Origin of the sequence: Modestobacter sp. Leaf380, from assembly GCF_001424485.1 — a bacterium.
Taxonomy (GTDB): domain Bacteria; phylum Actinomycetota; class Actinomycetes; order Mycobacteriales; family Geodermatophilaceae; genus Klenkia.
This window is the reverse complement of the sequence record NZ_LMQC01000020.1, coordinates 473,506-498,940: the sequence shown is the minus strand read 5'-3', so window position 1 is coordinate 498,940 and position 25,435 is coordinate 473,506. Positions and strand designations below refer to the sequence as shown.

The window sequence follows — 25,435 nt, the reverse complement described above, 5'->3', positions numbered from 1 at the left end:
CGGGACAGTAGCCGCCGCGGCTGTGCGGCTCAGACGAGCCGGCGCGCGCCCGCGTAGCCGGACATGTCCACGCTGGAGACCTTCACGACGTCACCGGACGTGGGCGCGTGGACCATCATCCCGTTGCCGATGTAGATGCCGATGTGGCTGACCGGGCTGTAGAAGTACACGAGGTCACCGGGCTGCAGGTCCCCGCGGGAGACGGCGTTGCCCATCCGGGCCTGCGACGCACTGGAGTGCGGCAGCGAGACGCCGGCGGCCGCGTAGGCGTATGCGGTGAGCCCGGAGCAGTCGAAGCTGTCCGGCCCGCCGGCTCCCCAGACGTAGGAGTCCCCACGCTGGGCCATCGCGGTGTCCACGATGGCCTGGGCCAGCTCGCTGTCAGCCGCCACCGTGGTGGGGGCGGTGACCTCGGCACCGCTGTGCGCGGTGACGACCTGCTGCTGCTGGCTGGCGGTGAGGGCCTCGTACTGGGCCTGGTAGGTGGCGATCTTCTCCTGGAGCTGGGTCTGCTGCGCGGTGACCGCGTCCAGGCCCTGCTGCGCGGTCGCGGCTGCGGTGTCCGCGGCGGACTGCGCGTCGGCGGCGGTCTGGGCGGCCTGGGCCACCCGGTCGACCAGGTCGTTGGTGTGCCCGGCGATGACGTCCAGGGTGCTGACCTGGGCCAGGAAGTCCTCCGGGGAGGAGCTGGTCATCAGCGCGCTGAAGCTGGAGGGGTTCGTGGTGTACGCGCTGCGGGCGACCTGGTCCATCTGCGCGGACAGGCTCGCCAGCTGCGTGGCGGCGTCGGCGACGGCCTGGTCGGCGGTGGCCGCCGCGGCCTGCTGGTCGGCGAGCTGGACCCGCGCTTCGTTCACCTGCTCGGTCACGACCTCGAGCTGGTGGTTGGCCTCGGTCACCAGCTCGGTGGCCTGCTCCGGCGTGGTGGCCTGGGTGGCCCCGGTCGGGGCCGCATCCGGTGCGGCCGTCGCGGTGCCGGGGAGGGCGGTGAGCACCAGGCTCGCCGCCGCGCCGATCAGCAGCCCGCGGCCGAGGTGGCGGGAGGGGGTGGACCGGTCTCGTCCGAGGGCAGGGCTGGGGGACGCCACGGGCGCGCGAGCTCCTTCTTCCACGTCTGACCGCCTACCGAGTTAGCTGACGGGTTCGGGCGTGGAAGACGACGCCCTATCTCTGCGCTCCGACCGGGATCGGCGCGTGCGGGTCACCGAGGTGGCCCGCGCGAGAACTCACCCCAGGACTGCGGTGGGTCCCCGGTCCGCCCGCCCCGGGGGACGAGCAGTTCGGCGGTGACCGGCCGAGGTCACCCGATGAGGTGACGTGTGCCCGACCGGACGAAGGACACCGTACGGGCGTGACCGGACCGAGACAACGAGTCACATCGGGCCCGATCGGGTCGACCATGTGCCAAGAGGGACACCCGTCGGTCGACAGGTCCTGCCAGATCCGACGCACGCGGCCCCGGCTGGCTCTCAGCCCACCTCGCGGCTCGTCGGGGGTTGGTGCCGCAGCGGCGGGACCAGGCCAACCTCTGCCAACGCCCGGACGGCCCGACGCTCCACGTCGTCCAGCTCGACGACCACCCCGCGAGCCCGGTCACCCTGCACCCCGGGCGTGTCGGGACCGCTCCCGGCGGGACCGGAGACCAGCGCGGCGCCCAGCCCCGCGACCACCTCGTCGGGCGCGGCCCCCACAGCGCCCCGACGGTCGCCCAGGCGGTCTGCCAGCGTGGGCCGCCGCGTCATCGGGACCACGGTCGGGTCGCTCCCCCGCCACCCCGGCGGGGCCCCGAGCAGGACGGTGACGACGCAGTCGTCACACCCCTGGCCGCGGACGGTGCAGGTGTCGCAGTCGATGAGCACGGGAGCCTCCTGGCAACGGTCGCCGGACCGGTCGGTCCGTCGCCGCGGACGCTAGGACGCACCACCGACAATTCCGGTGGCGCGAACGGTCAGGTGGCCGCGTACTCCCAGTGCCACGGCTCCTCGCGCCCGTTGCCCTGGTCTGCCCAGGTCGGGTGCACGAAGCCGAAGCGGCCGGCGTTGGCGGCCATCCACACGTACTGCGTCGTCCCGAAGGACTCCACGCCCCCGCACAGGTCCACCGCCAGGCCCCACCCGTGGTTGCTGGTGCCGGGCACCGCCGCCAGCGCGGGCTTCTGGCCGTAGAGGGTCACCTGGCCGGCGTAGCTGCGGTAGGAGTCGGTGATGCACAGGGGGGCGCCGAACTGCCCGGCGAAGGCTGCCGACAGCGCGCGCCAGGCCGCGGCGGCGTCGCACCGCAGCGTGTGGCCGCCCACCCCGAGCGGGCACATGGCCGAGGGCGGGATCAGCCCGTTGGGGTACCCGCCCCAGGACCGGCTGCCGTCGTAGCTGGCCGGGTACACCGGGTTGCCGCACTCGACCGGGAGCGCACCAGCCGTGGGTCCCGGCACGTCCACGGCGTCCCGGGTGGCCAGGCTGGGCCGCCCGATGCCCAGCACCTGGTCCGCCGGCAGCGTGCGGACGACGACCGCGCCCGCCCGGCCGTCCGCGGCCAGCATCGTCTGGCGGTCCAGGGCCAGGCCCACGTGGCCCAGCCCGGACTCCGGCGTCCCCAGGAAGACCAGGTCACCGGGCAGCACGTCGGCCGGCTCGACCGGGGCAGTGGACGCGAACAGCTCGCCCTGGGTGCCGGGCAGGACCACCCCGGCCGCGCCGTAGGCCGTCTGGACCAGCGATCCGCAGTCGAAGGACTCCGGACCCGCCGTCCCCGGCACGTAGGGCAGCCCCAGGTCGGCCATCGCGGCACTGACCGCGGCCACCGTCTCGGCGGGCAGCACCAGCAGCGAGCTGGGCTGGCGCGGCAACTGGGCCGCCCCGGCCTGGGCGGCCCCGGTGACCCCGCCGACCGGGACCAACCCCGCGGGCAGCCCGGCGACCGGGTCACGCAACGCGGTGGCCGGCGGCAGTGCCACGCCCGCTGCCGCGAGCTGGTCCACGTAGGCGCGCCAGTTCGCGGCGGTGGCGGCGTTGACGTCCAGCTGCTCGGCCTGCAGCTGCGCGAGCTGGCGGTCCACGACCCCCAGCGCCCGGTCCAGCTCCGTGGTCACCGCCGCGGCGGCGGCCTCCAGCCGACCGCTCTCCGCCGCCACCAGGTCCGCCTGTGCCCGACTGCCGGCCAACGCCTGGTCGGCAGCGGCCTGACGGGCCAGCGCCCCCTGCCGCCGGCTCTCGGCACCGGCGAGCACCTCGGCGGTACGGGCGTCCACCACGTCCAGGTAGCCCATCGCGGACACCACGTCGCCCGGGTCGGCCCCGCCGAGGAGCAGCCCGAGCGGCGTGGGGGCACCCCCGTCGCGGTAGACGGCCGAGGCGTACTCCCCCACCGCCAGCCGCTCCCGGCCCAGCGCGTCCGCGGCATCGGCCACCGCCTGCGTGGCGGCGTCCGCCTCGGCCTGCGCGGCGTCGAGCTGCTGCTGTGCGGCGGTGACGGCGGCCTGCCGGTCCTGGAGGTCGGTCTGCACCTGCGCGGCCTGCTCCTGCAGGGCACTCAGCTCAGCGCTGTCCAGCACCCCCGTGGTGCCGCCCGGCTGCGAGCTGGGGGCCGCGACCGCCGGAACGGTCCCTGCGGACAGCGTGCCCACCAGCACGGCGGGGACGACGAGGGCGGCCAGCACCGGGCCCAGCGAGCGCCGTCGCACCGGGTCCACCTCCCGTCCAGCGCCCGACGTCGGTGTCGGGCGCACTGCACAACGAGCAGAGGGTGCCCCGGTGATGCAGCCCACGCCAGCCGGCCCGGGGAGCCCTCACCCGCACGTGTGTTCGAGTGCGCGCGGCGCGTCCTCCGCAGGACTGTCGGACCCCCTGCCTACCTTCCGCGACGTGCCCGCCACCCCTGCGCCCCGCCTCTCGCTGGACCTGCGTGTGCCGCCCACCGCGGGCCGCTACGAGCAGGTCACCATCGACGACCTGGGCACCCCGCTGGCCGACGTCACGTTCGTCGTGGTCGACCTGGAGACCACCGGCGGCTCCCCGACCGACTGCGCGATCACCGAGATCGGCGCGGTCAAGGTGCGGGCCGGCCAGGTCGTCGGGGAGTTCCAGACGCTGGTCGACCCGGGCGTGGAGATCCCGCCCTACATCAGCGTGCTCACCGGGATCACCTCGATGATGGTCGCCGCCGCACCGCGCATCGACTCGGTGCTGCCGCACTTCCTGGAGTTCACCCGCGGCACCGTCCTGGTCGCGCACAACGCGCCCTTCGACCTGGGCTTCCTGACGGCCGCGTGCGCGTCGACCGGGCTGTCCTGGCCCGCCTTCGCCTCGGTGGACACCGCGGTGCTGGCCCGGCGGCTGCTCACCCGCGACGAGGTGCCCAACTGCAAGCTGGGCACGCTGGCGCCCTTCTTCTCCGCCCGGACGACCCCGACCCACCGCGCCCTGGACGACGCCCGGGCCACCGTCGACGTCCTGCACGGCCTCTTCGAACGCCTCGGCCCCCTCGGCGTGACCTCGCTGGAGGAGCTCACCGGGCTGACCCGGCAGGTCGACCCGGCCCGACGCAAGAAGCGGCACCTGGCGGCACACGTGCCGCACGGCCCCGGCGTCTACGTCTTCCGCGGGCCCCGCGACGAGCCCCTCTACGTGGGGACGTCGACGGACCTGCGGTCCCGGGTGCGCAGCTACTTCTCCGCCGGTGAGCAGCGCAGCCGGATGACCGAGATGGTGACGCTTGCCCAGCGGGTGGAGGCGCTGCCCTGCGCGCACGACCTGGAGGCCGCCGTCCGCGAGCTGCGGCTGATCGCCGAGCACAAGCCCCGGTACAACAAGCGCAGCCGGTTCCCCGAGCGGGCGCTGTGGGTGCGGTTGACCCAGGAGCCGTTCCCGCGCCTCTCGGTGGTCCGTCGCGTGCGGCCCGGCGCCGGGGTCTTCCTGGGCCCCTTCCCCGACCGGCGGGCGGCCGACGCCGCGGTGGCCGCGGTGCACGAGTCCCTCCCGCTGCGCCAGTGCAGCGGCCGACTGTCCCCCAGCGGGACCGGCACCGCGTGCGCCCTGGCCGACATGGGCCGGTGCGGGGCCCCGTGCACCGGCGCCCAGTCCCGGGAGGAGTACGCCTCCGTCGCCGCCGTCTTCGCCGCGGCCGTCTCCACCGACCCCCGGGAGCTGTGCGCACCGCTGCTGGCCCGCGTCAACCGGCTGGCCACCGAGGGCCGGTTCGAGGACGCGGCCGTGCTCCGCGACCGGGTCGCGGTCCTGGTCCGCGCCGTCCGCCGCCGGCAGCGGCTGGAGCTGCTGGCCGCGGTGTCCGAGCTGACCCTGGCCCGACCCGACGGGGCCGGCGGCTGGGCCCTGTCGGTGGTCCGCCGGGGCCGCCTCGTCGCCGCCGGGGTCGCGGAGCGGGGCACCTCCGTGCGGGCCCACCTGGAGGGGCTGCGGGCCACCGCGGAGACGCCGACAGGGCCCGAGGACGAGCTGGCCGCCACCGTGGACGAGACGGAGCTGGTGCTGCGCTGGATGGAGAAGCCCGGCACCCGGCTCGTCGACGTCACCGGCACCCTGGCCAGCCCGGTCCCCGGCACGGGGGCGTTCAGCGGCTTCCTGGACCTCGTGGAGGCCGGCCGGGACGCCCGGGACCCCTTCGGGGACTCGCGGTCCCTGCGCACCAGCTCCCAGCCCGACCGCGTCCGCCCGACCCGCGGACGCGCGGACGGCCGACGGACGCGGGCGGCGCTAGCCTCCCGGGTGTGATCACCGCCATCGTCATGATCGACGCCGCGACCGACTCGATCGGCGAGGTCGCCCAGGCCATCGCCGACCTCGACGGGGTCAGCGAGGTCTACTCCGTCGCCGGCGACGTCGACCTGGTCGCCCTGGTCCGGGTCCGCGAGTTTGACCAGATCGCCGACGTCGTCGCCGGGCGGATCAACAAGGTCCCCGGCGTCGTCGACACCGCGACCCACATCGCCTTCCGCGCCTACTCCCAGCACGACCTGGAGTCGGCGTTCTCCCTCGGCCTGGACTGAGGCGCCGCCGGGGGCAGCGCCTCAGGAGCCTGCGCGTACCTGCTGGCTGACCCGGGACCACCGCTCGAGCACCGCCGCGGCCCGCCCGTCGTCCACGGCGGCGGCGGCCCGTCCCAGCCCCTCGGCCAGCTGGTCGTGCAGGCGGCCACCCCGCTCGTCGAAGGCGGTCAACGCCGCCGCTGCGTTGAGCAGGACCGCGTCCCGCACCGGGCCGGTCTCCCCGCCGACCAACCGGCGCACGACGTCGGCGTTGTAGGCCGGGTCGCCACCGCGCAGGGCATTGGGTCCGGGGTCGGCGATGCCCAGGGCGAGCGGGTCGACCCGGTCGGGCACGACCTCGCCGTCCCGGACGACCCAGACCGCCGACGTGGTGGCGGTGGTGAGCTCGTCGAGGCCGTCGTCCCCGCGGAAGACGAGCGCACGGTTGCCCCGACCCGCCAGCACCGCGGCCAGGACCGGGGCCATCCGGGCGTCGGCGCAACCGATCGCCGCGGCCACCGGCCGGGCCGGGTTGGTGAGCGGACCCAGGAAGTTGAAGACGGTGCCGATGCCCAGCTCGCGGCGCGGAGCGGCGGCATGGCGCATCCCCTGGTGGAAGACCGAGGCGAAGAAGAACCCGATGCCGGCCTCGGTGACGCAGCGCGCGACCCCGGCCGCCGGCAGGTCGATCGCGACACCGAGCGCCTCGAGCACGTCGGCCGACCCCGAGGACGACGACGCCGCCCGGTTGCCGTGCTTGGCGACCGGCACGCCCACCGCGGCTGTCACGAGCGCGGCCATCGTCGAGATGTTCACCGTGTGCATGCCGTCGCCACCGGTGCCGACGATGTCGACGCACGCCAGGGGGAGGTCCACCGCCACGGCCTGGTCGAGCATCGTGGCGGCCATCCCGGCGACCTCGTCGGGCGCCTCGCCCTTGGCGCGCAGGGCCACCACGAAGCCGGCCACCTGCGCCGGTGTCGCGGCGCCGGCCATGATCTCGCCCATCGCCCAGGCGGTGTCGGCCTGGGCCAGGTCCTCGCGCCGCAACAGGCGCGTCAGCAGCCCCGACCAGGTCGGGGTGGGTGTGGTCACCGGTTCAGCCGTGGACGGCCGGGCGACGGGCACGCAACAGCCCGGCGACGACGTCGGGAGCCACGAGCGGGTCGACCGGGTGGGCCAACGTGGCCTCGGCCATCGACCAGTGGGCGAGCCACCGGTCGGCCTGACGTGCGATGAGGACGACCACCGGTGGGCACTCGGCGACCTCGTCCTTCAGCTGGCGCGCGATGCCCATGCCACCGGTGGGCTGTGCCTCACCGTCGAGGACGCAGAGGTCCACCCGTCCCGAGTCGACCGCGGCGACGACCTCGGCGCCGGTGGTGCACTCCAGGTACTCGACGGGCCCGACGTCGACGGCCGGGAACCGGCCCACGGCAGTGCGGACGGCGTCACGCACGTCGGCGCGCTGGCTGAAGACCAGCACGGTGGCCGGTGCGGCGGCAGGACTCACGACCGCGACCCTAGTGCCCTCGGCCACACCCACTCCTCACCCGCGCCCCCGTGCGCGTGAGGACCGGTTCCCGGGGCCCCTCGCGCACCACCCGTCCCGACCGGCACCGGCCTGGTCAGCGGCTTCGTCGGCAGCGGACCCACAGGCACCTCCCGGGTTCGCCACGCGGGTGCACCCCCGGTCGTCCACCGGCTGCACCGATGCCATGATGAGCCTGTGACAACGGCCCCCGTGGCGAGCAGCACCTTCGACACCTCGCGGGTGCACTCCCTGACCCGACCGAACATGGTCAGCGTCGGCACGATCATCTGGCTCGCCAGCGAGCTGATGTTCTTCGCCGGACTGTTCGCCATGTACTTCACCGCGCGCGCCCGGGCAGGTGACCCCTGGCCACCGGCGCCGACCGAGCTCGACGTGCCCTACGCGCTGGTCTTCACGCTGATCCTGGTCGCCTCCTCGGTGACCTGCCAGCTGGGCGTCTTCGCCGCGGAGAACGGCAACGTCTACGGGCTCCGCCGCTGGTTCACGGTCACCTTCGTGATGGGCCTGGTCTTCGTCCTGGGCCAGGCCAACGAGTACCGCGTGCTCGTGACCGAGCACGGCACGACGATCTCCTCGTCGACCTACGGCTCGGTCTTCTTCCTGACCACCGGCTTCCACGCCCTGCACGTCATCGGCGGCCTCGTGGCCTTCGTGTTCGTGCTCATCCGGTCCACCATGGGCCGATTCACGCCAGCACAGGCGACCTCGGCGATCGTGGTCTCCTACTACTGGCACTTCGTCGACGTCGTGTGGGTCGGGCTCTTCGCCACGATCTACCTGATCCGCTAGGGAACCGGTGTCCACCACGAACCCCACCCCCGACGTGCCCACCGAGTCGGCTCCCGCCGGCGGGCTGCTGTCCCGCCTGCGCCGCTCCACCGGTGCCCCCGCCGATGCCGCCCGCGCCCGCAAGCGCTCCAAGCAGCGTCGGCGGATGACCAACGTCGCCGGCCTCATGGCCGCTCTGGTGCTGACCGGCGTGGGCTACTCCGCTGTCGCGCCGGCCAACGCCGCCGACGACGCGGTCGCCAGCCAGTCCTCCGCCGAAGAGGCCGGTCAGGCCCTGTACGAGCGTTCCTGCATCACCTGCCACGGCAGCAACCTGCAGGGCGTCGACGACCGCGGCCCCTCCCTGATCGGGGTGGGCGAGGCCTCCGTCTACTTCCAGGTGCACACCGGCCGCATGCCGCTCGTCCGTCAAGAAGCCGACGCGGCCCGCAAGCCCGCTGTCTTCTCCGACGCGGAGATCGACCAGCTGATGGCCTACGTGCAGGCCAACGGCGGCGGTCCCACGCTGCCCTCGGGCGACCTGCGTGAGGGCGACGTCGCCGAGGGCGGCGAGCTGTTCCGGCTCAACTGCGCCTCCTGCCACAACTTCGTCGGCGAGGGCGGGGCGCTGTCCTCGGGCAAGGCCGCCCCCAGCCTCGAGGACGCGAACGACCTCGAGATCTACTCGGCGATGCTGTCCGGGCCGGAGAACATGCCGGTCTTCGGGGACAACCAGCTCACACCCGAGGAGAAGCGCTCGATCATCGACTACGTGCAGACGCTCAAGGAGCAGGCCGACCCGGGTGGCCTGGGCATCGGCCGCGCCGGCCCGGTCGCCGAGGGCCTGGTCATCTGGCTCGTCGGCATCGGCGCCCTGCTGTTCGGGATCTTCTGGATGGGGACCAAGGCGTGAGCACCACCGACCACCGCAGCCCCGGCTCGCACGGCGGCGACGACACCCCCGGCCCACTGCACGGCGGCCCGGACGACGACTACACCCCCCAGCAGCTCGCGGGGATGGACGCGGAAGAGCTCAACCGGCTCGGGGCGCGCTACGACGGCGTGGAGATCCTCCACGTCGACCCGCCGCCGGCCCCGGGCTCCGGCCTGGAGAAGCAGGCCGAGCGCCAGGTCTCCCTGGCCTTCGGCGCTGCCGGCCTGTTCGCGGTCCTCTTCGCGGTCGTGTACTTCGGCTCCGACTGGTTCCTGCCGAACTGGCAGTGGGCGTCCACCGACAACGGCTGGAGCGCGCTCTACACGCCGCTGCTGGGCCTGACGATGGGCGGCGCGCTGGTCTTCATCGGCGTGGGCCTGGTGCTCTTCGTCAAGAAGCTCCTCCCCCACGAGACGGCCGTGCAGGACAAGCACGACGGCTCGCAGTTCGACCGTTCGACCACGGCGGCGACTCTGATGGGCGGGCTGGACAAGACCGGCTTCCCCCGCCGCAAGATGATCGGGCGCAGCCTGGGCTTCGCCGGCGGCGCCATGGGCCTCATGCTCATCGCCCCGCTGGGCGGTCTGATCAAGAACCCGAACAAGGGCAACCCGCTGGGCACCACCCCGTGGGCCGAGGGCATCCGCCTGGTCCGCGACGACGGCACCCCGATCCGGCCCGGCGACCAGGAGCCCGGCTCCCTGGAGACGGTCTTCCCGGCCGTCGAGGGGGGCAACTTCGCCGCCGACGCCGCCACCATGCTGATCCGCCTGCGCCCCGAGCAGATGGCCGACCTGCAGCCCCGCGAGGGCCAGGCCGACTTCGGCTACGGCGACTACGTCGCCTACTCCAAGATCTGCACGCACGCCGGTTGCCCGGTGTCGCTGTACGAACAGGAGACCAGCCGCATCCTCTGCCCGTGCCACCAGTCGCAGTTCGACGTCACGCAGGGCGCCAAGCCGGTCTTCGGTCCCGCGTCCCGCTCTCTGCCGGAACTGCCGATTACGCTGGATGACGAGGGGTACTTCGTCGCGCGGAGCGACTACATTGAAGCGGTCGGCCCCACCTACTGGAACCGAGAGCGGATCTGATGGCAACAACCGCGGTCGCGCCGGGACAACCCACCACGAAGATCGGCAAGGCAGCCAGCGAGATCGACGAGCGACTCATCGTCGCCGGTCCACTGCGCCGCACCCTCAACAAGGTCTTCCCCGACCACTGGTCCTTCCTGCTCGGGGAGATCGCCCTCTACTCCTTCGTCATCCTGCTGCTCTCGGGCACGTACCTGACGTTCTTCTTCGACGCCTCGATGGCGGAGACCGTCTACGAGGGCGCTTACGCCCCGCTGCGCGGCGTCGAGATGTCCCAGGCGTACGAGTCGACCCTGGCGCTGAGCTTCGACGTCCGGGGCGGTCTGCTGATCCGGCAGATCCACCACTGGGCGGCCCTGCTGTTCGTGGCCTCGATCGTCGTCCACCTGCTGCGCATCTTCTTCACCGGCGCGTTCCGCAAGCCGCGTGAGACGAACTGGATCATCGGTGTCGTCCTGCTGGTGCTGGCGCTGCTCATGGGCGTCACGGGCTACTCGATGCCCGACGACCTGCTGTCGGGCACCGGCCTGCGTATCATCTCGGCGATCCTGCTGTCCATCCCGGTCATCGGCACCTGGGCGCACTGGGCGGTCTTCGACGGTGACTACGTCGGCGACGCGATCATCGGACGCTTCTACATCGTCCACGTGCTGATCCTGCCGGCGATCATCCTGGCGCTGATCGCCGTCCACCTGCTCCTGCTGATCAAGCAGAAGCACACCCAGTTCCCCGGCCCGGGCCGGACCGAGCACAACGTGGTCGGCAACCGTCTCTTCCCGGCCTTCGCGGGCAAGGCGACGGCGCTGTTCTTCATCGTCTTCGGCCTGACCGCCGCCCTCGGTGGCCTCGTCCAGATCAACCCGATCTGGCTGTGGGGTCCGTACAACCCGGCGCAGGTGTCGGCCGGTTCGCAGCCGGACTGGTACATCGGCTTCCTGGACGGCTCGACGCGTCTGTTCCCGGCCTGGGACATCAACCTCCCCGGCGACTACACGATCCCGGCGCTGTTCTGGCCCACGGTCGTCGTCGCCGGTGCGATGTTCACCGTGCTGGCGCTCTACCCGAACATCGAGCGCAAGCTCACCAAGGACACCGCGTCGCACCACCTGCTGCAGCGTCCCCGCGACGTCCCGGTGCGCACCTCGGTCGGCGTCATGGCACTCACCTTCTACGGCGTGCTCATGATGTCCGGTGGCAACGACCTGATCGCCGACAAGTTCGACATCAGCCTCAACGCCATGACCTGGGTCGGGCGGATCGGGATGATCGTCCTGCCCCCGATCGCCTACATGGCGACCTACCGGATCTGCCTGGGTCTGCAGCGCCACGACCGTGAGGTCCTGGAGCACGGCATCGAGACCGGTGTCATCCGCCGGCTGCCCAGCGGTGAGTTCATCGAGGTGCACCAGCCCCTCGGCCCGGTCGACGAGCACGGCCACGGCCAGCTGACCTACGGCGGAGCTCCGGTGCCGAAGCGGATGAACCAGGTCGGCGGTGCGCGGCGGGCGGTCAAGGGCTTCTTCAAGCCCGTCGAGCGGATCTCCGACGTGCACATCGGCAGTCGCCAGGAGCAGCGTGGCCTGGAGGCCGCCGAGGCCGAGCGGCAGCAGCTCACCGGCTCGGGTCGTCCCTCCGAGGGCGGCCGCCCGTCCGACGGCGGTCGACCGCAGGACCCGCGCGACTGATCGAGCACGACCCGCACCACCAGCAGGGCCCCGACGGTCTGACCGTCGGGGCCCTGCTCGCGTCGGGGCCCAGCTCGCGTCCGGCCAGGCTCGCATCGAGGCCCAGCTCGCGTCCGGCCCTGCTCGGGTTGGACCTTGCTCGCGCTGAGCCCCCTTGCTCGCGCTGAGCCCCCTTGCTCGCACTGAGACCCCTGCTCGCAACGGGCTGGCTCGCGTCGGGTCCTGCTCGCGTGAGGCTCGCACGCGTCGGGCCATGCCCACATCGGGCCTGGCTCGCGTCGCGCCCTGCTCACGTCGGGGGTCCCGGTCGCCTCGGGGTCCAGATCGCGTCATCGCCCTGGCCCATGCCGCGCCTCTGCTCACGCCCGTGCGAGCTCACGCTCCAGCCTCTCGCCCGTGACCGGACTCCGCTCACACCACAGCCTCTGCGCGAGCCGCAGCTCCGCCTCACGCCTGCTCTGCTCACGCCGCTGCCGTTGCTCGCGCCCTCCCTCTGCCAGCACCGAGCCTGACCAGGCACGGCTGCCCTGTCCGCGGGGGCGCCGGCCCACCCCACGTCAGATCCCCCCACCGCCGTGGCCCTGTGGGCACGCAGCTGTGTTCCCGCCGTGGTCCTGCTCGCGCTGGCCGACTCACTCCCCCGCGATTCGACGCCACGTCGCGTCGTTCCGTGTCAGTCGAGCCGCCACAGCCACCAGCGGCCGTCTCCGGTGACCGACTGACCGTCCCCCCGGGCGATGCGGGCATCGACGTGCAAGGCGGGCAGGCGCACCACCGCGCCGTGCGCCCCTCGCGAGGTACCGGCCTGTCAGCCCTCAGGGAGCTGGTCGGCGCCACCAGAGGTGCACTGGCCAGGACTCGTGGCGTGCCTGGGACGCATTCCGCAGGCTGACTGCGTCCTCAGCACTCCCTGAGGACGCCCCGTCCAGACGACGAGGGCGACGTCGACGGTCGCGGTCGGAGCCGCGAGGTCCAGGCCCGTCCAGTCGCTGGGGGAGTCCGTCTGGGCATGGGGCTCCGCACGTGGCGGTCCTCCATGGCCCGAGCGGCCCACCCCGTCCGTCTGCGGGCGCCCGTCCGGCCACCCGGCCCCGCCGCTCGCTGCTGTCACCCGACCGAGCGGCCGAGGACGGGGCGAGGTCAGTCCGGGAACCGCTGACGTCCATCGCGTCGGGGCAGTGGGCCGAGCTCGGTGCAGCGTCCACCCGACGAGCGGCGCCGAGCAGCGCGAAGCGAGAGCCTGACGCAACACGTCCGGCGATCAGGCGCGATCAGCCTCGCCCACCCCGACGCGCGGAGGGGCCCACAGATGCTGGCGACGCGTCCACGACCACCAACTGGCCCAGGAACGCACGAAGGCCCCTCCCACAGCGGGAGGGGCCTTCGGTAGAGCGCGGAGCTCGAGCTCAGCTGTGCGCGTTCTGCCCGGTGTAGTACTCGAAGAGCAGGCCACCGATGGTGATCAACAGGAAGACACCCGCCGTGACGATCAACCAGGGGTAGAAGAACGCCAGGGCCAGACCCATCAGCGCGGCCGAGAGGGCCAGGCCGAACGGCCAGTAGCTGCCCGGGGAGAAGAAGCCCAGCTCGCCGGCGCCGTCGGCGATCTCGGCGTCCTTGCGGTCCTCGGGGCGGGCGTCGATGCGCCGCGCCACGAACCAGAAGAAACCGCCGATGAGGCCCATGAGGCCGGCGGACAGGGCCAGCGCCGTGGTGCCGATCGGCTCACGCGACCACACGCCGTAGACGACGGCGGCCACGACGCAGAACGCGGCGATGACGTTGAAGATGAGCGCTTCGACCTTCACGGCCGGTCCTCCTGCTGGTGGGTCGTCACGTCAGTTGCCGGCAGCGTCGAGCTGCTGCTGCTCGCTGATGTTGAAGGGACGCGTCGTGGTGGCCGAGCCGGGCTGGCCGATGCTCTCCAGCGCGTCGAAGGTCGACAGACCGTCTTCCCGCGCGGCGAGGTAGGCGTCGTAGTCCTCGCCGGAGACGGCGCGGACCTCGAAGTTCATGTTCGCGTGGTAGGTCCCGCACAGCTCGGCGCAGCGGCCCACGAAGGCACCCTCCTCGCGGACGGTCACCTCGAAGACGTTGTCGCGCCCGTTCTCGTTGCCCGGGATGACGTCGAGCTTGAAGAGGAACTCCGGCACCCAGAACGAGTGGATGACGTCGGCGGAGGCGACCTCGAAGCGGACGGTCTGGTCGGTCGGGACCACCAGGATCGGGATCTCGGTGCTCGACCCGACGGTGCTCACCGGCGTCCCGCCGTTGGAGTCGGTCGTCTCGGGGTAGACGAACTGCCAGTTCCACTTGAACGCGTTGACCGCGATCGTCACGTCCGGGTTGTCACTGCGCTCCTGGACCCGGTTCTGCACGACCACGGTGTAGAAGAAGAGCACCGCGATGATGACGAACGGGATGATCGTGTAGACGATCTCCAGCGGCAGGTTGTAGGCGGTCTGCTTGGGCAGTTCCTCGCCACGCTTCTTGTGCCGCACGACCGACCAGAAGATCAGCGCCCACACGGCGATGCCGACGACCAGGGCCGCGATGACCGACCCGGTCCACAACTGCCGCATGTCCTGCGCCTGGTCCGTGATGCCCTCAGGCCACCCGAACCGCCAGAACTCGTTGTTCAGGTCGCACCCCGTGAGGGTGAGCACGGCCAGGACGCCGAGCGCGGCGACCCGCGCGAGCTTGCTCCGTCGAGCCACTGCCCGCTGCCTCCTTGTTCCTCCGCGCGACGTGTGTCGCGCGGTCTGGCTCGTGGGTGCCCTCTCGGTGTCCCGACAGGTCCTGCCCACTCCGACCACAGTCTGGTTGGAGCGTAGCCGAGTGCACCGACGCGGCGACCCCTGGCCGGGTGGCCGGGGCACCGGGTGTCGGGACCACCCGCGGCCCGGCCGAGGAGACCCCGACGGGGTGCGACGGGGCTCACCACCGCGACACCGGGGACGGGGCAGCCCACCGCGGTCGGGCAACCGCGCACACGACACGGCCGCTCCCCCACCGGCCCGTCCCGCGGGTGTGACGTCGGTCGGCCCTGCCGCCGCGCCCCACCCGGCGGTTACAGTCGAGGGGTGCTCCCCCGGCTGCTGACCCCCAGGTGGGTGCTGCTCCACCTGCTGGTGGCGGCCCTCTTCGTGGCCACGTTCTTCCTCGGTTACTGGCAGTTGACCAAGGCCGAGGACGGCGGCGGCGCCGTCAACTGGAGCTACGCGCTGCAGTGGCCGCTCTACGGCTTCATGGGCCTGTGGTTCTACTCCAAGATGGTCCGGGACGAGCTGGCCCGGGACCCCGACGCCGACGAGCCCGGCCACGAGGTCGTGCTGTACCAGCGTCCGCGGATCGACACCACGGGCGACCCGGAGATGGCTGCCTACAACGCCTACCTGGCCGAGCTCAACGAGAAGGCACTGCGAGGCCGAGATGTCCGCTGAGACCACCGCCCCCCGCGCGCCCCGCCGGGACGAGGCGAAGATCCCCGGCAGCCTGCGGCGCTACTCGGTCATGGCCTACGTGGTCGGCGTGATGCTGGCGGTCCTGGTCTTCGTGGGCGTGCCGCTGAACTACGGGTTCGGCGTCCCGGAGGTCTCCGCTGTGGTCTCCCCGATCCACGGCTTCCTCTTCATCGTCTACCTCGTCGCCGCCTTCGACCTCGCCCTCAAGGCCAGGTTCACCGGCAAGGGCACCGCTCTGGTCCTGCTGGCCGGCGTCGTCCCCCTGCTGTCCTTCTGGGTCGAGCGCCGGGTCAGCCGCCGCGTGCGCGCGGGCCTGCCCGTCTGATCCCGCACCACCCGCTCGTCCCGTCCGGGGCCGAGCCGCCGACACCCCCGGAGACCTGCGCCTGATGTGTGGCCTGCTGGCCTACCTGTCCACCGACGCCGAGCGGGTCGACGACCCCCGGGTGAGCGGGGTGCAGCACGCGCTGCACTGCCTGCACCACCGCGGCCCCGACGACACCGCGGTGTGGTCGGACGGCAACGTCGTCCTCGGGTTCAACCGGCTGTCGATCATCGACGTCGACGGGAGTCCCCAGCCGCTGCCCTACGCCGGTGGCCGCTACCGGATCCTGTTCAACGGCGAGATCTACAACTACCTGGAGCTTCGGGCCGAGCTCGCGGGGCTGGGGGCGGAGTTCGCCACCGAGGGCGACACCGAGGCGATCGTGGCCGGCTTCCACCACTGGGGTCCCGACGTCGTCACCCGGTTGCGCGGGATGTTCGCCTTCGTCATCTGGGACACCGAGACCCGGACGGCGTTCGGCGCCCGGGACCACTTCGGCATCAAGCCGCTGTTCACCGCGCGTCTCGCCGACGGCGGACTGGTCTTCAGCAGCGAGAAGAAGGCCGTGCTCGAGCTGCTGGGCGGGTCCGAGGCCGCCGGCGGCGTGGACCCGGCGTCGCTGCAGCAGTACCTGACGCTGCAGTACGTGCCCGAGCCCGCGACCCTGCACCGCGGCATCCGCCGGATCGAGAGCGGGACCCGGTTCACCGTCGCCGGCGGCGAGCTCACCACCGAGCGCTGGTTCCACCCCACGTTCACCCCGCAGCCGGTGCCCGCCGGCCGGGAGCAACAGCTCTACGACCGGATCGCCGCAGCACTGGACGAGTCCGTCGCCAAGCACATGCGCGCCGACGTCACCGTCGGGTCCTTCCTGTCCAGCGGCATCGACTCCACGGCGATCGCCGCCCTGGCGCACCGGTACAACCCGGACCTGATGACCTTCACCGTCGGCTTCGAGCGGGAGTCGACCTCCGAGGTGGACATCGCGGCGCAGTCGGCCGCGGAGCTGGGTGTCGCCCACGTCCCCGTCGTCATCACCGCCGAGCAGTTCGCCGCCGCCATCCCCGAGGTCGTCTGGTACCTCGACGACCCGGTCGCCGACCCGGCGCTCGTGCCGCTGTACTTCGTGGCCCGCGAGGCCCGCGAGCACGTCAAGGTGGTGCTCTCCGGGGAGGGCGCCGACGAGCTCTTCGGCGGCTACACGATCTACCGCGAACCGATCAGCCTGGCCTGGGCCCAGCGCGTGCCCGCCGTCGGCAAGAGGGTGATGGCCGCACTGTCGAGCCGCCTGCCCGACGGCGTACGCGGCAAGGACCTGCTCCGCCGGGCCTCGATCCCGTTGGAGGAGCGCTACTACGGCAACGCGCGCAACTTCTCCGGCGCCGAGCTCGCGGCCCTGCTGCGCGGGCACGACGCCGACGTCTCGCACGTCCAGGTCACCGAGGACCTCTACCGACAGGCCCGCACCGCCGGCTACGACGACGTGACCGCGATGCAGTACGTCGACCTGTTCACCTGGCTGCGCGGGGACATCCTGGTCAAGGCCGACAAGATGACGATGGCCAACTCCCTGGAGCTGCGGGTCCCGTTCCTGGACGCCGAGGTGTTCGAGGTGGCCCGCACCATCCCGCTGGACCAGCGGGTCCCCCGCGGCGGCGACGCGACCAAGTACGCGCTGCGCCGGGCGATGGAGCAGATCGTGCCGCCGGCCATCCTGCACCGCCGCAAGCTGGGCTTCCCGGTGCCGACGGCCGAGTTCCTCGCCGGCCCGCTGCACGAGTGGGCCCACCAGGTGATCGCGGACAGCCAGACCGACGAGTGGCTGGACCGCGCTAGGGTCGCGGCCATGCTCACCTCGCTGAGGACGGCGGAGGTCCCGAGCAAGCGGATCGCCCGTCAGTTGTGGGAGGTGCTCGTCTTCATGGTCTGGCACGGCATCTTCGTCGAGGAGCGGATCGTGGTCGACGTCCCGGAGACGGTGTACCCGGTCCGCCTGTAGGCAGCCCGGACAGACGACGAGGCCCGGTCCCCCCACGTGGGGAGACCGGGCCTCGTCGGTCGTTCAGGCGATCAGGAGAACGAGTCCCCGCAGGCGCAGGAGCTGCCCGCGTTCGGGTTGTCGATCGTGAAGCCCTGCTTCTCGATGGTGTCGACGAAGTCGATCGTCGCGCCGCCGAGGTACGGGCCGCTCATCCTGTCCACGATGACCTCGACGCCACCGAACTCGTGGGTCTGGTCGCCGTCGAGGTAGCGCTCGTCGAAGAAGAGCTGGTACCGCAGGCCCGAGCAGCCACCGGGCTGGACGGCGATGCGCAGGCGCAGGTCGTCCCGACCCTCCTGGTCCAGCAGCGTCTTGACCTTGAGGGCGGCGGTGTCGCTGAGGAGCACGCCGGTGGCGGCGGGGGCCGCGGGGGCCGTCGTGTCGACAGTGGTGTCCTGCACGGTCATGGTCTGTCCTCCCACATTCGAGGGTGTCCGGTACGCGGGTGTCGCAGCCGTTGCCACGACCAACACCGCCGTGGCGGAGCTGCTTCCCACTGTACGGCGCGGAACGGGCCGGACCGTGTCAGCCGCGTCTCCTCGTGCACGGGGACACCCCCTGGGGGCACGTAGACTCCCCCACGTGAAGCTCCGCCTGCCCGGCCGCCGCCGCGACGACGAGACGACGTCGGACACCGCCACCGACCTGACCGCCCAGCAGCTGGCCGCGGTCGGCAAGGGCCGCCCCACGCCGCGCCGCGCCGAGGCACAGGGTCGGCGTCCGGGCCCGCCCCCGCCGCCGCCGACCACGCGCAAGGAGGCCTACAAGCGGCAGCGCGAGCAGCAGGCCGCCAACCGCGGGTCGGCCCGCGAGGCCGCCGCCCGAGGTGACGACAGCGCCCTCCCGGCCCGCGACCGGGGCCCGGAGAAGCGCCTGGTGCGCGACCTCGTCGACGCCCGCCGCAACGCCGGCAGCCTCTTCCTGATCGTCGCCGCCCTGGTGCTGGTGGGCTACTTCATCCCCAACGCCGCCGTGCAGCAGTACACGGTCTTCATCTGGTTCGCCTTCTTCCTGCTGATCATCGCCGACTCCGTCGTCCTGGGTCGCAAGATCAAGAAGAAGATCGCGGAGCGCTTCCCCGCCGTCACCAAGACGCGTGGGCTCATCTGGTACGGCGTCAGCCGAGCGACGATGATCCGCAAGTGGCGGTTCCCCAAGCCGCAGGTGGAGCTCGGCGCCGACGTGTAGACCGGCCGCGACCGGCCTAGGTTCGTGGCGTGGACACACGTCGCCTGGGCCGCTCCGGCCTGAACATCACCCAGCTCGCGTACGGCAACTGGCTCACCCACGGCAGCCAGGTCGAGGAGGACGCGGCGCACGCCTGCGTGCACGCCGCCCTCGACGCCGGCATCACCACCTTCGACACCGCCGACGTCTACGCCGGCACCAAGGCCGAGTCCGTGCTCGGCCGCGCACTCAAGGGCCAACGCCGTGAGGGCCTCGAGGTCTTCACCAAGGTGTACTGGCCCACCGGGCCCGGTGCCAACGACCGCGGCCTCTCCCGCAAGCACATCATCGAGAGCTGCCACGCCTCCCTCGACCGGCTGCAGACCGACCACATCGACCTCTACCAGGCGCACCGGTACGACTCCACGGTGCCGCTGGAGGAGACGATGACCGCCTTCGCCGACCTGGTGCGTGCGGGCAAGGTCCTCTACATCGGTGTCAGCGAGTGGCGCGCGGAGGAGATCGCCGCCGGTGCGGCGCTGGCCCGCGAGCTGGGCATCCAGCTGATCAGCAACCAGCCGCAGTACTCGATGCTGTGGCGGGTCATCGAGAGCGAGGTCGTCCCGACGTCGGAGCAGGAGGGCCTCTCCCAGATCGTCTGGTCCCCGCTGGCCCAGGGGGTGCTGACCGGCAAGTACCTGCCCGGTCAGGCCCCGCCGGCAGACAGCCGCGGCGGCCACGAGCAGGCCGGGGCGTCGATGAAGGGCTACCTCACCGACGACATCCTGACCCGCGTGCAGCAGCTGCGGCCCATCGCCGACGAGCTCGGTCTGTCCATGGCCCAGTTCTCGTTGGCCTGGGTGCTGCAGAACCAGAACGTCGCGGCCGCGATCATCGGCGCGACACGTCCCGAGCAGGTGCACGACAACGTCAAGGCCGCCGGCGTCGAGCTGCCGGCCGAGGTCATGACCCGGATCGACGAGGTGCTCGGCGACGTCGTCGAGCGCGACCCGGCGAAGACCAGCCGCGGCTGACCGGGAGGCCTGGCCGCCGGCGGTCCGTCCCCGGACGGGTCAGCCGGCGGCCAGGCCCATCGGGCCGTAGACCACGGCGTCGCCGCGGAGCAGGCTCACCGTGGCGACGCCGCGCTCGAGCAGGTCGCGCCAGTGCTCGCCCAACCAGGACTCCGCCTCGGCCTGGGCGTCCTCCACGGGGACGACGACCCCCACCGCCGCAGGGTCCAGGGTCTCCCCCGCCGGGTCGTGCAGCCGCCAGGTCCAGGACGAGGGCGAGGTCATGCCGGGGAGCGTAGTGACTGCCCGACCGCCCGGCCCGCCGCGCACGGGCGCGCAGGCGGCGCGCCCGACCGGGGGTTGCACCTGGCCTGCAACGGGCATGGGACGGACTCGTCTGCATCCCACGCCCCGAACCACCGTGCCCCACCACCGTGCCCCGGAGGAACCATGAGCCAGCCCCCCGCGGCTGACGGCGCACACCGCGCCTCCACCCCGCCCCTCGACCCCGCCAAGGCCTCCACCGGCCAGTTGATCGGCGAGCTCCCCGAGCTGGTCACCCGCCTCGTCCGCGACGAGGTCCGCCTCGCGCAGGCGGAGGTCAAGGGCAAGGCCAAGAAGCTCGGCGTCGGTGCCGGGCTCTTCGGCGGCGCCGGACTGGTCGCCCTGCTGGCCCTCAACGCGCTGATCACAGCCGCCGTCCTCGGCCTGGCGAACGTGCTGCCCGGCTACCTGGCCGCGATCATCATCGCCGTGGTCCTGCTGCTGATCGCCGGCGTGCTCGCGCTGATCGGCAAGAAGGACGTCGAGAAGGCGAAGCCGCCGCTGCCCACCGACACCCTCGAGAGCGTCAAGGCCGACGTCGCCGCCGTCAAGGAAGGTGCCGCCCGATGAGCGAGCCCACGTACCGCCCGCACGACGCCGACGGCCCCGGCGCGCCCGACGTCTCCGGCCCCACCGAGCCCGACGAGATCAAGGCCGACATCGAGGCGACCCGTGAGCAGCTCGCCGCGACCGTCGACGAGCTCAGCCACCGCCTGGACGTGCCCACCCGGGCGAAGGAGGGTGCCGCCCAGGCCAAGGACACCGCTGTGGAGACCTACCGGGAGAACCCGCCGGTGGTCATCGGTGTCGGGATCGCCCTGGTCGCCGGCATCGTCGCCCTCGTCGTCTGGCGGCGGAAGCGGTGAGCGCCGGTGCGAAGATGGCCTACCGGCCCATCGGGCTGCTGGGCAGCCTCGCCGCCGGTGCCGTGTCCAGCGCCGTCTTCGGGCAGGTGTGGAAGCGGGTCGCGAAGGAGGACGACGCCCCCAGCGCCATGCAGAGCGAGTACCCGATGAAGCAGGTGCTGCTCGCCGCGGCGATCCAGGGCGCGATCTTCGCCGTCACCAAGGCCGCGATCAACCGGGCGGGGGCGCGTGGCTTCACCAAGCTGACCGGCTCCTGGCCCGGCGACTGACCCGCTCCCGCACACACCACCCACTTGAGCAGCACCTCGAGGAGCCACACATGGTCGACACCGGACGGCCGGACAGCGCCGTGGACCGCATCCGTGAACGGGTGGCTGAGAAGGCCGCCCGTCGTGCCGCGGCCCGGGAGGCCGAGGACCGGGCCGGGACGCACGGCTCCACCCCCGCCGCGACGGAGCCGCCCGAGGCGCGCGGTCAGGCGGCCCGGCTCCCGGGGGTGGACGCCGAGAAGCCCACCGAGATCCCGGCGCGTGGGTGGGTGCAGATCCTCAAGCGGGCGTGGGCGGAGAACAAGGCCGACAACATGCCGATCATCGGCGGCGGGGTCGCGTTCTTCGGCTTCCTGGCGATCTTCCCGACGCTGATCGCCGCCATCTCCCTCTACGGCCTGGTCGCGTCACCGGCCACGGTCCAGGAGCAGGTCGACGGCCTGACGGGCACAGTGCCCGACGAGGTGCTGTCGATCATCCAGGAGCAGTTGACCAGCGTCGCCGACGCCGGGAGCGGGGCGCTGTCGGTCAGCCTGGTGATCTCGATCCTGGCCGCCCTCTTCTCCGCCTCGGGCGGGGTGAACAACCTCATCACCGCGGTCAACCTGGCCTACGACGAGGTGGAGACACGCGGCGCGATCAAGCTGCGCGCCCTGGCGCTGCTGCTCACCTTCGGTGCGATCGTCTTCGTGCTGCTGACGCTGACCCTGGTCGCCGTCACCCCGATCGTCCTCGACGCGCTCCCGTTGGGCATCGTCGGCACGATCCTGGCCCAGGTGCTCCGCTGGGTCCTGCTGCTCGGGCTGATGGCCGGCGCGCTGTCGGTCCTCTACCGCCTCGCCCCCGATCGCGACGCCCCGAAGTTCCGTTGGGTCAGCCTCGGGTCCGGCGTCGTGACGGTGGCCTGGGTGCTCGTCTCGGTGGTCTTCAGCTTCTACGTGAGCAACTTCGGCAACTACTCGGCCACCTACGGGGCCATCGCCGGCGTCGTCGTGCTGATGCTGTGGTTGCAGCTGACCTGCTTCCTGGTGCTGCTGGGCGCCGAGATCAACAGCGAGGCCGAGCACCAGACCGCGCAGGACACCACCGAGGGGCCGCCGGTCCCGATGGGCCAGCGCGACGCCACGATGGCCGACGAGCTCCCCGACCCGCCGACCCCGAGCAAGGCGCAGAAGACCAGCGCCTGACCCCGCGACGCGGACGGCCCGACCACCCCCGGTGGTCGGGCCGTCGTCGTCTCAGCGGACGTGGGACTCCACGAACGGCGGCTTCACGACCTCCACGGCCTGCGGGCGCCCCCGGACGTCGACCGCCAGCTCCTGGCCCGGCTCGGGCTGCGCCGCGGTGTCCAGCAGGGCCAGCGCGATCCCGGTGCGCAGGGACGGCGAGAAGGTCCCGCTGGTGACCTCCCCGACCCGGTCGCCGGCGGCGTCCAGCACGGCCATGCCCGGCCGCGGGATGCCGCGGCCGGGTGCGCGCAGGCCCCACAGCTGCCGGTCCGGGCCAGCAGCACGCTCCGCGGTGAGCGCCTCACGACCCCAGAAGGCCTCCTTGCGCCAACCCACCGCCCAGCCGGACCGGGCCTGCACCGGGGTGATCTCCACCGACAGCTCGTGGCCGTGCAGCGGGTAGCCCATCTCGGTGCGCAGCGTGTCCCGGGAACCCAGACCGCAGGGCCTGATCTGCTCCAGCTCACCGGCGGCCAGCAGCGCGTCCCAGAGGTCCCCGGCGCGCTCGGCGGCCACCAGCAGCTCGTACCCGTGCTCACCGGTGTAACCGGTGCGGCAGACGGTCACCTCGGCCCCGTCGTGCCCCGGCGTCTCGGCGAAGGCCATGTAGTCCAGCGCGCCGGGGAGCCCGACCGCGGCCAGCACCTCCGCCGAGCGGGGGCCCTGCAGGGCGAGCACCGCGACCTCGGTGTGCCGGTCGGTGACGGTCACCCCCGCGGGGGCTGCGTCGGCGAGCCGGGCCAGCACCTCGGCGGCGTTGGCGGCGTTCGGGACCAGCAGCACGTCGTCGGGGCCGTGCAGGTAGACGATGAGGTCGTCGACCACCCCGCCGGCGTGCTCCTCGCCGTCAGGGCGGCAGCACAGCGTGTACTGCGCCTGCCCCGGCCCGATGCGCGACAGGTCGTTGGTGAGGCAGCTGTCGACGAAGGCCACCGCGCCCGGTCCGCGGACCGTGCCGGTGCCCAGGTGGGAGACGTCGAAGAGACCCACGCCCTCCCGGACGGCGGTGTGCTCGGCGATGACCCCGCCACCGGCGTACTCGATGGGCATCGACCACCCACCGAAGTCGGCGAGCTTGGCGCCGGCAGCCAGGTGGCGGTCGTGCAGGGGCGAGGTCAGCGGGGTCGGCAGGCTCACGGTCTGCAGACGCTAGCGCCCGCGGCCCGGCCGTCTCCTGTGCCGCCCTCACGACCTGCTCCTAGGATCGCCTGGTGCCGCCGACGATCTCCGCCACCGACCGCCCCCTCGAGAAGCTCTCCGCCGACGCCGTCGTCGTGGGGGTCGGCAGGGGCCCCGACGGGCTGCTGACCACCCCCGGTGCCGACGCGGTCGACCGGCTGCTGGGCGGGCGCCTGCTCGCCGCGCTGGCCGACCTGGGTGCCCGCGGTGGCGAGGACGAGGTCACCCGCCTGGCCACGTTCGGCCAGGGCCCGTTCCCGGTCGTCGCCGTGGCCGGTCTGGGCAGCCCGCTGCCAGAGGGCGGCTACCCCGCCGAGGCCGTGCGCCGGGCCTCCGGTGCCGCCAGCCGGGCGCTGACCGGGCGGGCCTCGGTCGTGACGCTGCTGGCCGCCGTGGGCGGGGCGCCGGACGCCGAGCGCCTGCACGCCGTGGGCGAGGGTGCCCTGCTGGGCGCCTACGAGTTCACCGCCTACAAGTCCTCCCTGCCCGCCGACCGACCGGCCCCGCCGACGTCGGTCGAGCTCGTCGTCCCCGACGCGGGCGAGGCCAGGGCGGCCCTGGCCCGGGTCCGCGCGGTCGCCGACGCCGTGGCGCTGACCCGCGACCTGGTCAACACCCCGCCCAACGACCTGTACCCGGCCGAGCTCGCCGCCCGCGGCGCTGCCGCCGGCAAGAAGGCCGGTCTGTCGGTGGAGGTGCTCGACGAGGCCGGGCTGACCGCCGGCGGTTACGGCGGCATCCTGGCCGTCGGCGGCGGGTCCACCCGTGGCCCGCGGCTGCTGCGTCTCACCTACCGCGGCAAGAAGGCCAGCCGCTCCATCGCCCTGGTCGGCAAGGGCATCACCTTCGACTCCGGCGGCATCTCGATCAAGCCGGCCGCGAAGATGGAGGACATGAAGAGCGACATGGCCGGCGCCGCCGCCGTGATCGCCACCGTGTGCCTGGTCGCCGAGCTCGGCCTGCCCGTGGACGTGACCGCGACCGTCCCGATCGCGGAGAACATGCCCTCGGGCTCGGCCTACCGACCCGCCGACGTGGTGACCTTCCGCAACGGCAAGAAGGCCGAGATCACCAACACCGACGCCGAGGGCCGGGTCGTGCTCGCCGACGCCATCGCCCGGGCCGCCGAGGACTCCCCCGACTTCCTCCTGGAGACCTCGACGCTGACCGGCGCGCAGACCGTCGCCCTGGGTGACCGGACCGCCGGGGTCATGGGCTCCGACGAGCTGCGTGACCTCGTCGTCGCCGCCAGTCTGCGCAGCGGGGAGCCCATGTGGGCCATGCCGCTGCCGCCCGAGCTGCGCCGCGGCCTGGACTCCCCGGTCGCCGACATGGTGAACGCCAACGCCGACCGCCTGGGCGGGATGCTCGTGGGCGGCCACTTTCTCGCCGAGTTCGTGCCCGCGGGCCTGCCGTGGGCGCACATCGACGTCGCCGGACCGGCCTACAACACCCGCGCCCCCTGGGGCTACACGCCCAGGGGCGGGACCGGGGTCCCGGTCCGCACGCTGCTGGCCACCATCGAGGAGCTCATGCGCTCGTGAG

Annotated in this window: 26 protein-coding genes and 1 riboswitch; of the genes, 16 read left to right on the top strand and 10 right to left on the bottom strand. The window is 72.8% G+C overall.

The features are described from left to right. Nucleotides 1-29: 29 nt before the first annotated feature. The 3 genes from ASG41_RS17805 to ASG41_RS17795 all read right to left on the bottom strand — a co-directional run bounded on the left by ASG41_RS17805 (nucleotide 30) and on the right by ASG41_RS17795 (nucleotide 3,679). The gene (locus ASG41_RS17805; RefSeq protein ID WP_235564883.1) at nucleotides 30-1,088 is read right to left on the bottom strand and encodes a C40 family peptidase; all 1,059 of its coding nucleotides are present in this window, start codon (nucleotides 1,086-1,088) and stop codon (nucleotides 30-32) included. Between the two features lie 16 nt (nucleotides 1,089-1,104). Next, nucleotides 1,105-1,296: riboswitch (cyclic di-AMP (ydaO/yuaA leader) on the bottom strand. Between the two features lie 173 nt (nucleotides 1,297-1,469). Continuing rightward, nucleotides 1,470-1,859 (bottom strand): hypothetical protein, encoded by a 390-nt coding sequence (locus ASG41_RS17800; RefSeq protein WP_056298017.1) that lies wholly within the window; start codon nucleotides 1,857-1,859, stop codon nucleotides 1,470-1,472. 89 nt (nucleotides 1,860-1,948) lie between these two features. After that, nucleotides 1,949-3,679: a D-alanyl-D-alanine carboxypeptidase family protein gene (locus ASG41_RS17795; protein ID WP_157519498.1), complete on the bottom strand. Its 1,731-nt coding sequence runs from the start codon at nucleotides 3,677-3,679 to the stop codon at nucleotides 1,949-1,951. Nucleotides 3,680-3,860: 181 nt separating this feature from the next. Between ASG41_RS17795 and ASG41_RS17790 the strand changes: the two genes are divergently transcribed. Further along, nucleotides 3,861-5,726, top strand: a complete 1,866-nt coding sequence (locus tag ASG41_RS17790) for a DEDD exonuclease domain-containing protein (protein ID WP_056298011.1) — start codon at nucleotides 3,861-3,863, stop codon at nucleotides 5,724-5,726. After that, nucleotides 5,723-6,001: an Lrp/AsnC family transcriptional regulator gene (locus tag ASG41_RS17785; protein ID WP_056298006.1), complete on the top strand. Its 279-nt coding sequence runs from the start codon at nucleotides 5,723-5,725 to the stop codon at nucleotides 5,999-6,001. Before ASG41_RS17790 ends, ASG41_RS17785 begins: the two co-directional genes overlap by 4 nt. 21 nt (nucleotides 6,002-6,022) lie before the next feature. On the opposite strand, the gene trpD is transcribed toward ASG41_RS17785, so the two are convergent. Then, complete coding sequence (gene trpD, locus ASG41_RS17780; protein ID WP_056298314.1) at nucleotides 6,023-7,075, bottom strand: anthranilate phosphoribosyltransferase; 1,053 nt, start codon at nucleotides 7,073-7,075, stop codon at nucleotides 6,023-6,025. A 4-nt stretch (nucleotides 7,076-7,079) separates the two neighbouring features. Further along, nucleotides 7,080-7,493: a hypothetical protein gene (locus tag ASG41_RS17775; RefSeq protein WP_082557054.1), complete on the bottom strand. Its 414-nt coding sequence runs from the start codon at nucleotides 7,491-7,493 to the stop codon at nucleotides 7,080-7,082. Nucleotides 7,494-7,724: 231 nt separating this feature from the next. On the opposite strand from ASG41_RS17775, the gene ASG41_RS17770 reads away from it, so the two are divergent. Genes ASG41_RS17770 through ASG41_RS17755 form a run of 4 tightly spaced genes read left to right on the top strand, consistent with a single transcriptional unit; the run spans nucleotide 7,725 to nucleotide 12,013 of the window. Next, nucleotides 7,725-8,324, top strand: a complete 600-nt coding sequence (locus ASG41_RS17770; protein ID WP_369800055.1) for a heme-copper oxidase subunit III — start codon at nucleotides 7,725-7,727, stop codon at nucleotides 8,322-8,324. A 7-nt stretch (nucleotides 8,325-8,331) separates the two neighbouring features. Further along, a complete protein-coding gene (locus tag ASG41_RS17765; RefSeq protein ID WP_235564882.1) occupies nucleotides 8,332-9,216 on the top strand; it encodes a cytochrome c in 885 nt (294 codons plus the stop codon). Further along, nucleotides 9,213-10,328 (top strand): ubiquinol-cytochrome c reductase iron-sulfur subunit, encoded by a 1,116-nt coding sequence (locus tag ASG41_RS17760; RefSeq protein WP_056298000.1) that lies wholly within the window; start codon nucleotides 9,213-9,215, stop codon nucleotides 10,326-10,328. Before ASG41_RS17765 ends, ASG41_RS17760 begins: the two co-directional genes overlap by 4 nt. Then, nucleotides 10,328-12,013 carry a cytochrome bc complex cytochrome b subunit gene (locus ASG41_RS17755; RefSeq protein WP_056297997.1) on the top strand — a complete coding sequence of 562 codons (1,686 nt, stop codon included), beginning with the start codon at nucleotides 10,328-10,330 and terminating at the stop codon, nucleotides 12,011-12,013. Before ASG41_RS17760 ends, ASG41_RS17755 begins: the two co-directional genes overlap by 1 nt. Nucleotides 12,014-13,419: 1,406 nt before the next feature. Here ASG41_RS17755 and ASG41_RS17750 read toward each other — a convergent pair. Both ASG41_RS17750 and coxB read right to left on the bottom strand, forming a co-directional pair. Continuing rightward, nucleotides 13,420-13,821 (bottom strand): cytochrome c oxidase subunit 4, encoded by a 402-nt coding sequence (locus tag ASG41_RS17750; RefSeq protein WP_056297994.1) that lies wholly within the window; start codon nucleotides 13,819-13,821, stop codon nucleotides 13,420-13,422. 30 nt (nucleotides 13,822-13,851) lie between these two features. Then, the gene (gene coxB, locus ASG41_RS17745; protein WP_082557053.1) at nucleotides 13,852-14,730 is read right to left on the bottom strand and encodes a cytochrome c oxidase subunit II; all 879 of its coding nucleotides are present in this window, start codon (nucleotides 14,728-14,730) and stop codon (nucleotides 13,852-13,854) included. Between the two features lie 366 nt (nucleotides 14,731-15,096). On the opposite strand from coxB, the gene ASG41_RS17740 reads away from it, so the two are divergent. The 3 genes from ASG41_RS17740 (at nucleotide 15,097) to asnB (ending at nucleotide 17,801) form a co-directional block, all read left to right on the top strand. Next, a complete protein-coding gene (locus tag ASG41_RS17740) occupies nucleotides 15,097-15,456 on the top strand; it encodes a hypothetical protein (RefSeq protein WP_056297990.1) in 360 nt (119 codons plus the stop codon). Beyond that, a complete protein-coding gene (locus ASG41_RS17735) occupies nucleotides 15,446-15,802 on the top strand; it encodes a DUF3817 domain-containing protein (RefSeq protein WP_056297987.1) in 357 nt (118 codons plus the stop codon). Before ASG41_RS17740 ends, ASG41_RS17735 begins: the two co-directional genes overlap by 11 nt. Before the next feature lie 64 nt (nucleotides 15,803-15,866). After that, nucleotides 15,867-17,801 (top strand): asparagine synthase (glutamine-hydrolyzing), encoded by a 1,935-nt coding sequence (gene asnB / locus ASG41_RS17730; RefSeq protein ID WP_056297984.1) that lies wholly within the window; start codon nucleotides 15,867-15,869, stop codon nucleotides 17,799-17,801. A gap of 71 nt (nucleotides 17,802-17,872) precedes the next feature. Here asnB and ASG41_RS17725 read toward each other — a convergent pair whose 3' ends face one another. Then, nucleotides 17,873-18,250 carry an iron-sulfur cluster assembly accessory protein gene (locus ASG41_RS17725; protein WP_056297980.1) on the bottom strand — a complete coding sequence of 126 codons (378 nt, stop codon included), beginning with the start codon at nucleotides 18,248-18,250 and terminating at the stop codon, nucleotides 17,873-17,875. A 175-nt stretch (nucleotides 18,251-18,425) separates the two neighbouring features. On the opposite strand from ASG41_RS17725, the gene ASG41_RS17720 reads away from it, so the two are divergent. Beyond that, the gene (locus ASG41_RS17720; RefSeq protein WP_056297978.1) at nucleotides 18,426-19,031 is read left to right on the top strand and encodes a DUF3043 domain-containing protein; all 606 of its coding nucleotides are present in this window, start codon (nucleotides 18,426-18,428) and stop codon (nucleotides 19,029-19,031) included. A 29-nt stretch (nucleotides 19,032-19,060) separates the two neighbouring features. Further along, nucleotides 19,061-20,044 (top strand): aldo/keto reductase family protein, encoded by a 984-nt coding sequence (locus ASG41_RS17715; RefSeq protein WP_056297975.1) that lies wholly within the window; start codon nucleotides 19,061-19,063, stop codon nucleotides 20,042-20,044. A gap of 39 nt (nucleotides 20,045-20,083) precedes the next feature. Here the strand turns inward: ASG41_RS17715 and ASG41_RS17710 are convergent, their stop codons facing one another. Then, the gene (locus ASG41_RS17710; RefSeq protein ID WP_056297971.1) at nucleotides 20,084-20,308 is read right to left on the bottom strand and encodes a hypothetical protein; all 225 of its coding nucleotides are present in this window, start codon (nucleotides 20,306-20,308) and stop codon (nucleotides 20,084-20,086) included. A 165-nt stretch (nucleotides 20,309-20,473) separates the two neighbouring features. On the opposite strand from ASG41_RS17710, the gene ASG41_RS17705 reads away from it, so the two are divergent. The 4 genes from ASG41_RS17705 to ASG41_RS17690 are packed head-to-tail and all read left to right on the top strand — an operon-like array spanning nucleotide 20,474 to nucleotide 22,669. Continuing rightward, complete coding sequence (locus ASG41_RS17705) at nucleotides 20,474-20,917, top strand: phage holin family protein (RefSeq protein ID WP_056297968.1); 444 nt, start codon at nucleotides 20,474-20,476, stop codon at nucleotides 20,915-20,917. After that, the gene (locus ASG41_RS17700; RefSeq protein WP_056297966.1) at nucleotides 20,914-21,213 is read left to right on the top strand and encodes a DUF3618 domain-containing protein; all 300 of its coding nucleotides are present in this window, start codon (nucleotides 20,914-20,916) and stop codon (nucleotides 21,211-21,213) included. Before ASG41_RS17705 ends, ASG41_RS17700 begins: the two co-directional genes overlap by 4 nt. Further along, entirely contained in the window at nucleotides 21,210-21,482 is a 273-nt protein-coding gene (locus tag ASG41_RS17695; RefSeq protein WP_200939041.1) for a DUF4235 domain-containing protein, read from the top strand. Before ASG41_RS17700 ends, ASG41_RS17695 begins: the two co-directional genes overlap by 4 nt. Nucleotides 21,483-21,532: 50 nt before the next feature. Further along, on the top strand, nucleotides 21,533-22,669 hold the full coding sequence (locus ASG41_RS17690) for a YihY/virulence factor BrkB family protein (RefSeq protein WP_056297963.1): 1,137 nt from the start codon (nucleotides 21,533-21,535) through the stop codon (nucleotides 22,667-22,669). A 51-nt stretch (nucleotides 22,670-22,720) separates the two neighbouring features. On the opposite strand, the gene gcvT is transcribed toward ASG41_RS17690, so the two are convergent. After that, nucleotides 22,721-23,848, bottom strand: a complete 1,128-nt coding sequence (gcvT, locus tag ASG41_RS17685; RefSeq protein WP_235564876.1) for a glycine cleavage system aminomethyltransferase GcvT — start codon at nucleotides 23,846-23,848, stop codon at nucleotides 22,721-22,723. Nucleotides 23,849-23,922: 74 nt separating this feature from the next. Here gcvT and ASG41_RS17680 point away from each other — a divergent pair, with 74 nt between their 5' ends. Next, entirely contained in the window at nucleotides 23,923-25,434 is a 1,512-nt protein-coding gene (locus ASG41_RS17680) for a leucyl aminopeptidase (protein ID WP_056297960.1), read from the top strand. Nucleotide 25,435 lies beyond the last annotated feature (1 nt).

Excerpts from the sequence above, each read along its gene's own strand:
- ASG41_RS17690 (WP_056297963.1), top strand. The coding sequence starts at position 21,533 with ATGGTCGACACCGGACGGCCGGACAGCGCCGTGGACCGCATCCGTGAA.
- ASG41_RS17735 (WP_056297987.1), top strand. The coding sequence starts at position 15,446 with ATGTCCGCTGAGACCACCGCCCCCCGCGCGCCCCGCCGGGACGAGGCG.
- ASG41_RS17710 (WP_056297971.1), bottom strand. The coding sequence starts at position 20,308 with ATGACCTCGCCCTCGTCCTGGACCTGGCGGCTGCACGACCCGGCGGGG.
- ASG41_RS17725 (WP_056297980.1), bottom strand. The coding sequence starts at position 18,250 with ATGACCGTGCAGGACACCACTGTCGACACGACGGCCCCCGCGGCCCCC.
- ASG41_RS17705 (WP_056297968.1), top strand. The coding sequence starts at position 20,474 with ATGAGCCAGCCCCCCGCGGCTGACGGCGCACACCGCGCCTCCACCCCG.
- ASG41_RS17700 (WP_056297966.1), top strand. The coding sequence starts at position 20,914 with ATGAGCGAGCCCACGTACCGCCCGCACGACGCCGACGGCCCCGGCGCG.
- ASG41_RS17755 (WP_056297997.1), top strand. The coding sequence starts at position 10,328 with ATGGCAACAACCGCGGTCGCGCCGGGACAACCCACCACGAAGATCGGC.
- asnB (WP_056297984.1), top strand. The coding sequence starts at position 15,867 with ATGTGTGGCCTGCTGGCCTACCTGTCCACCGACGCCGAGCGGGTCGAC.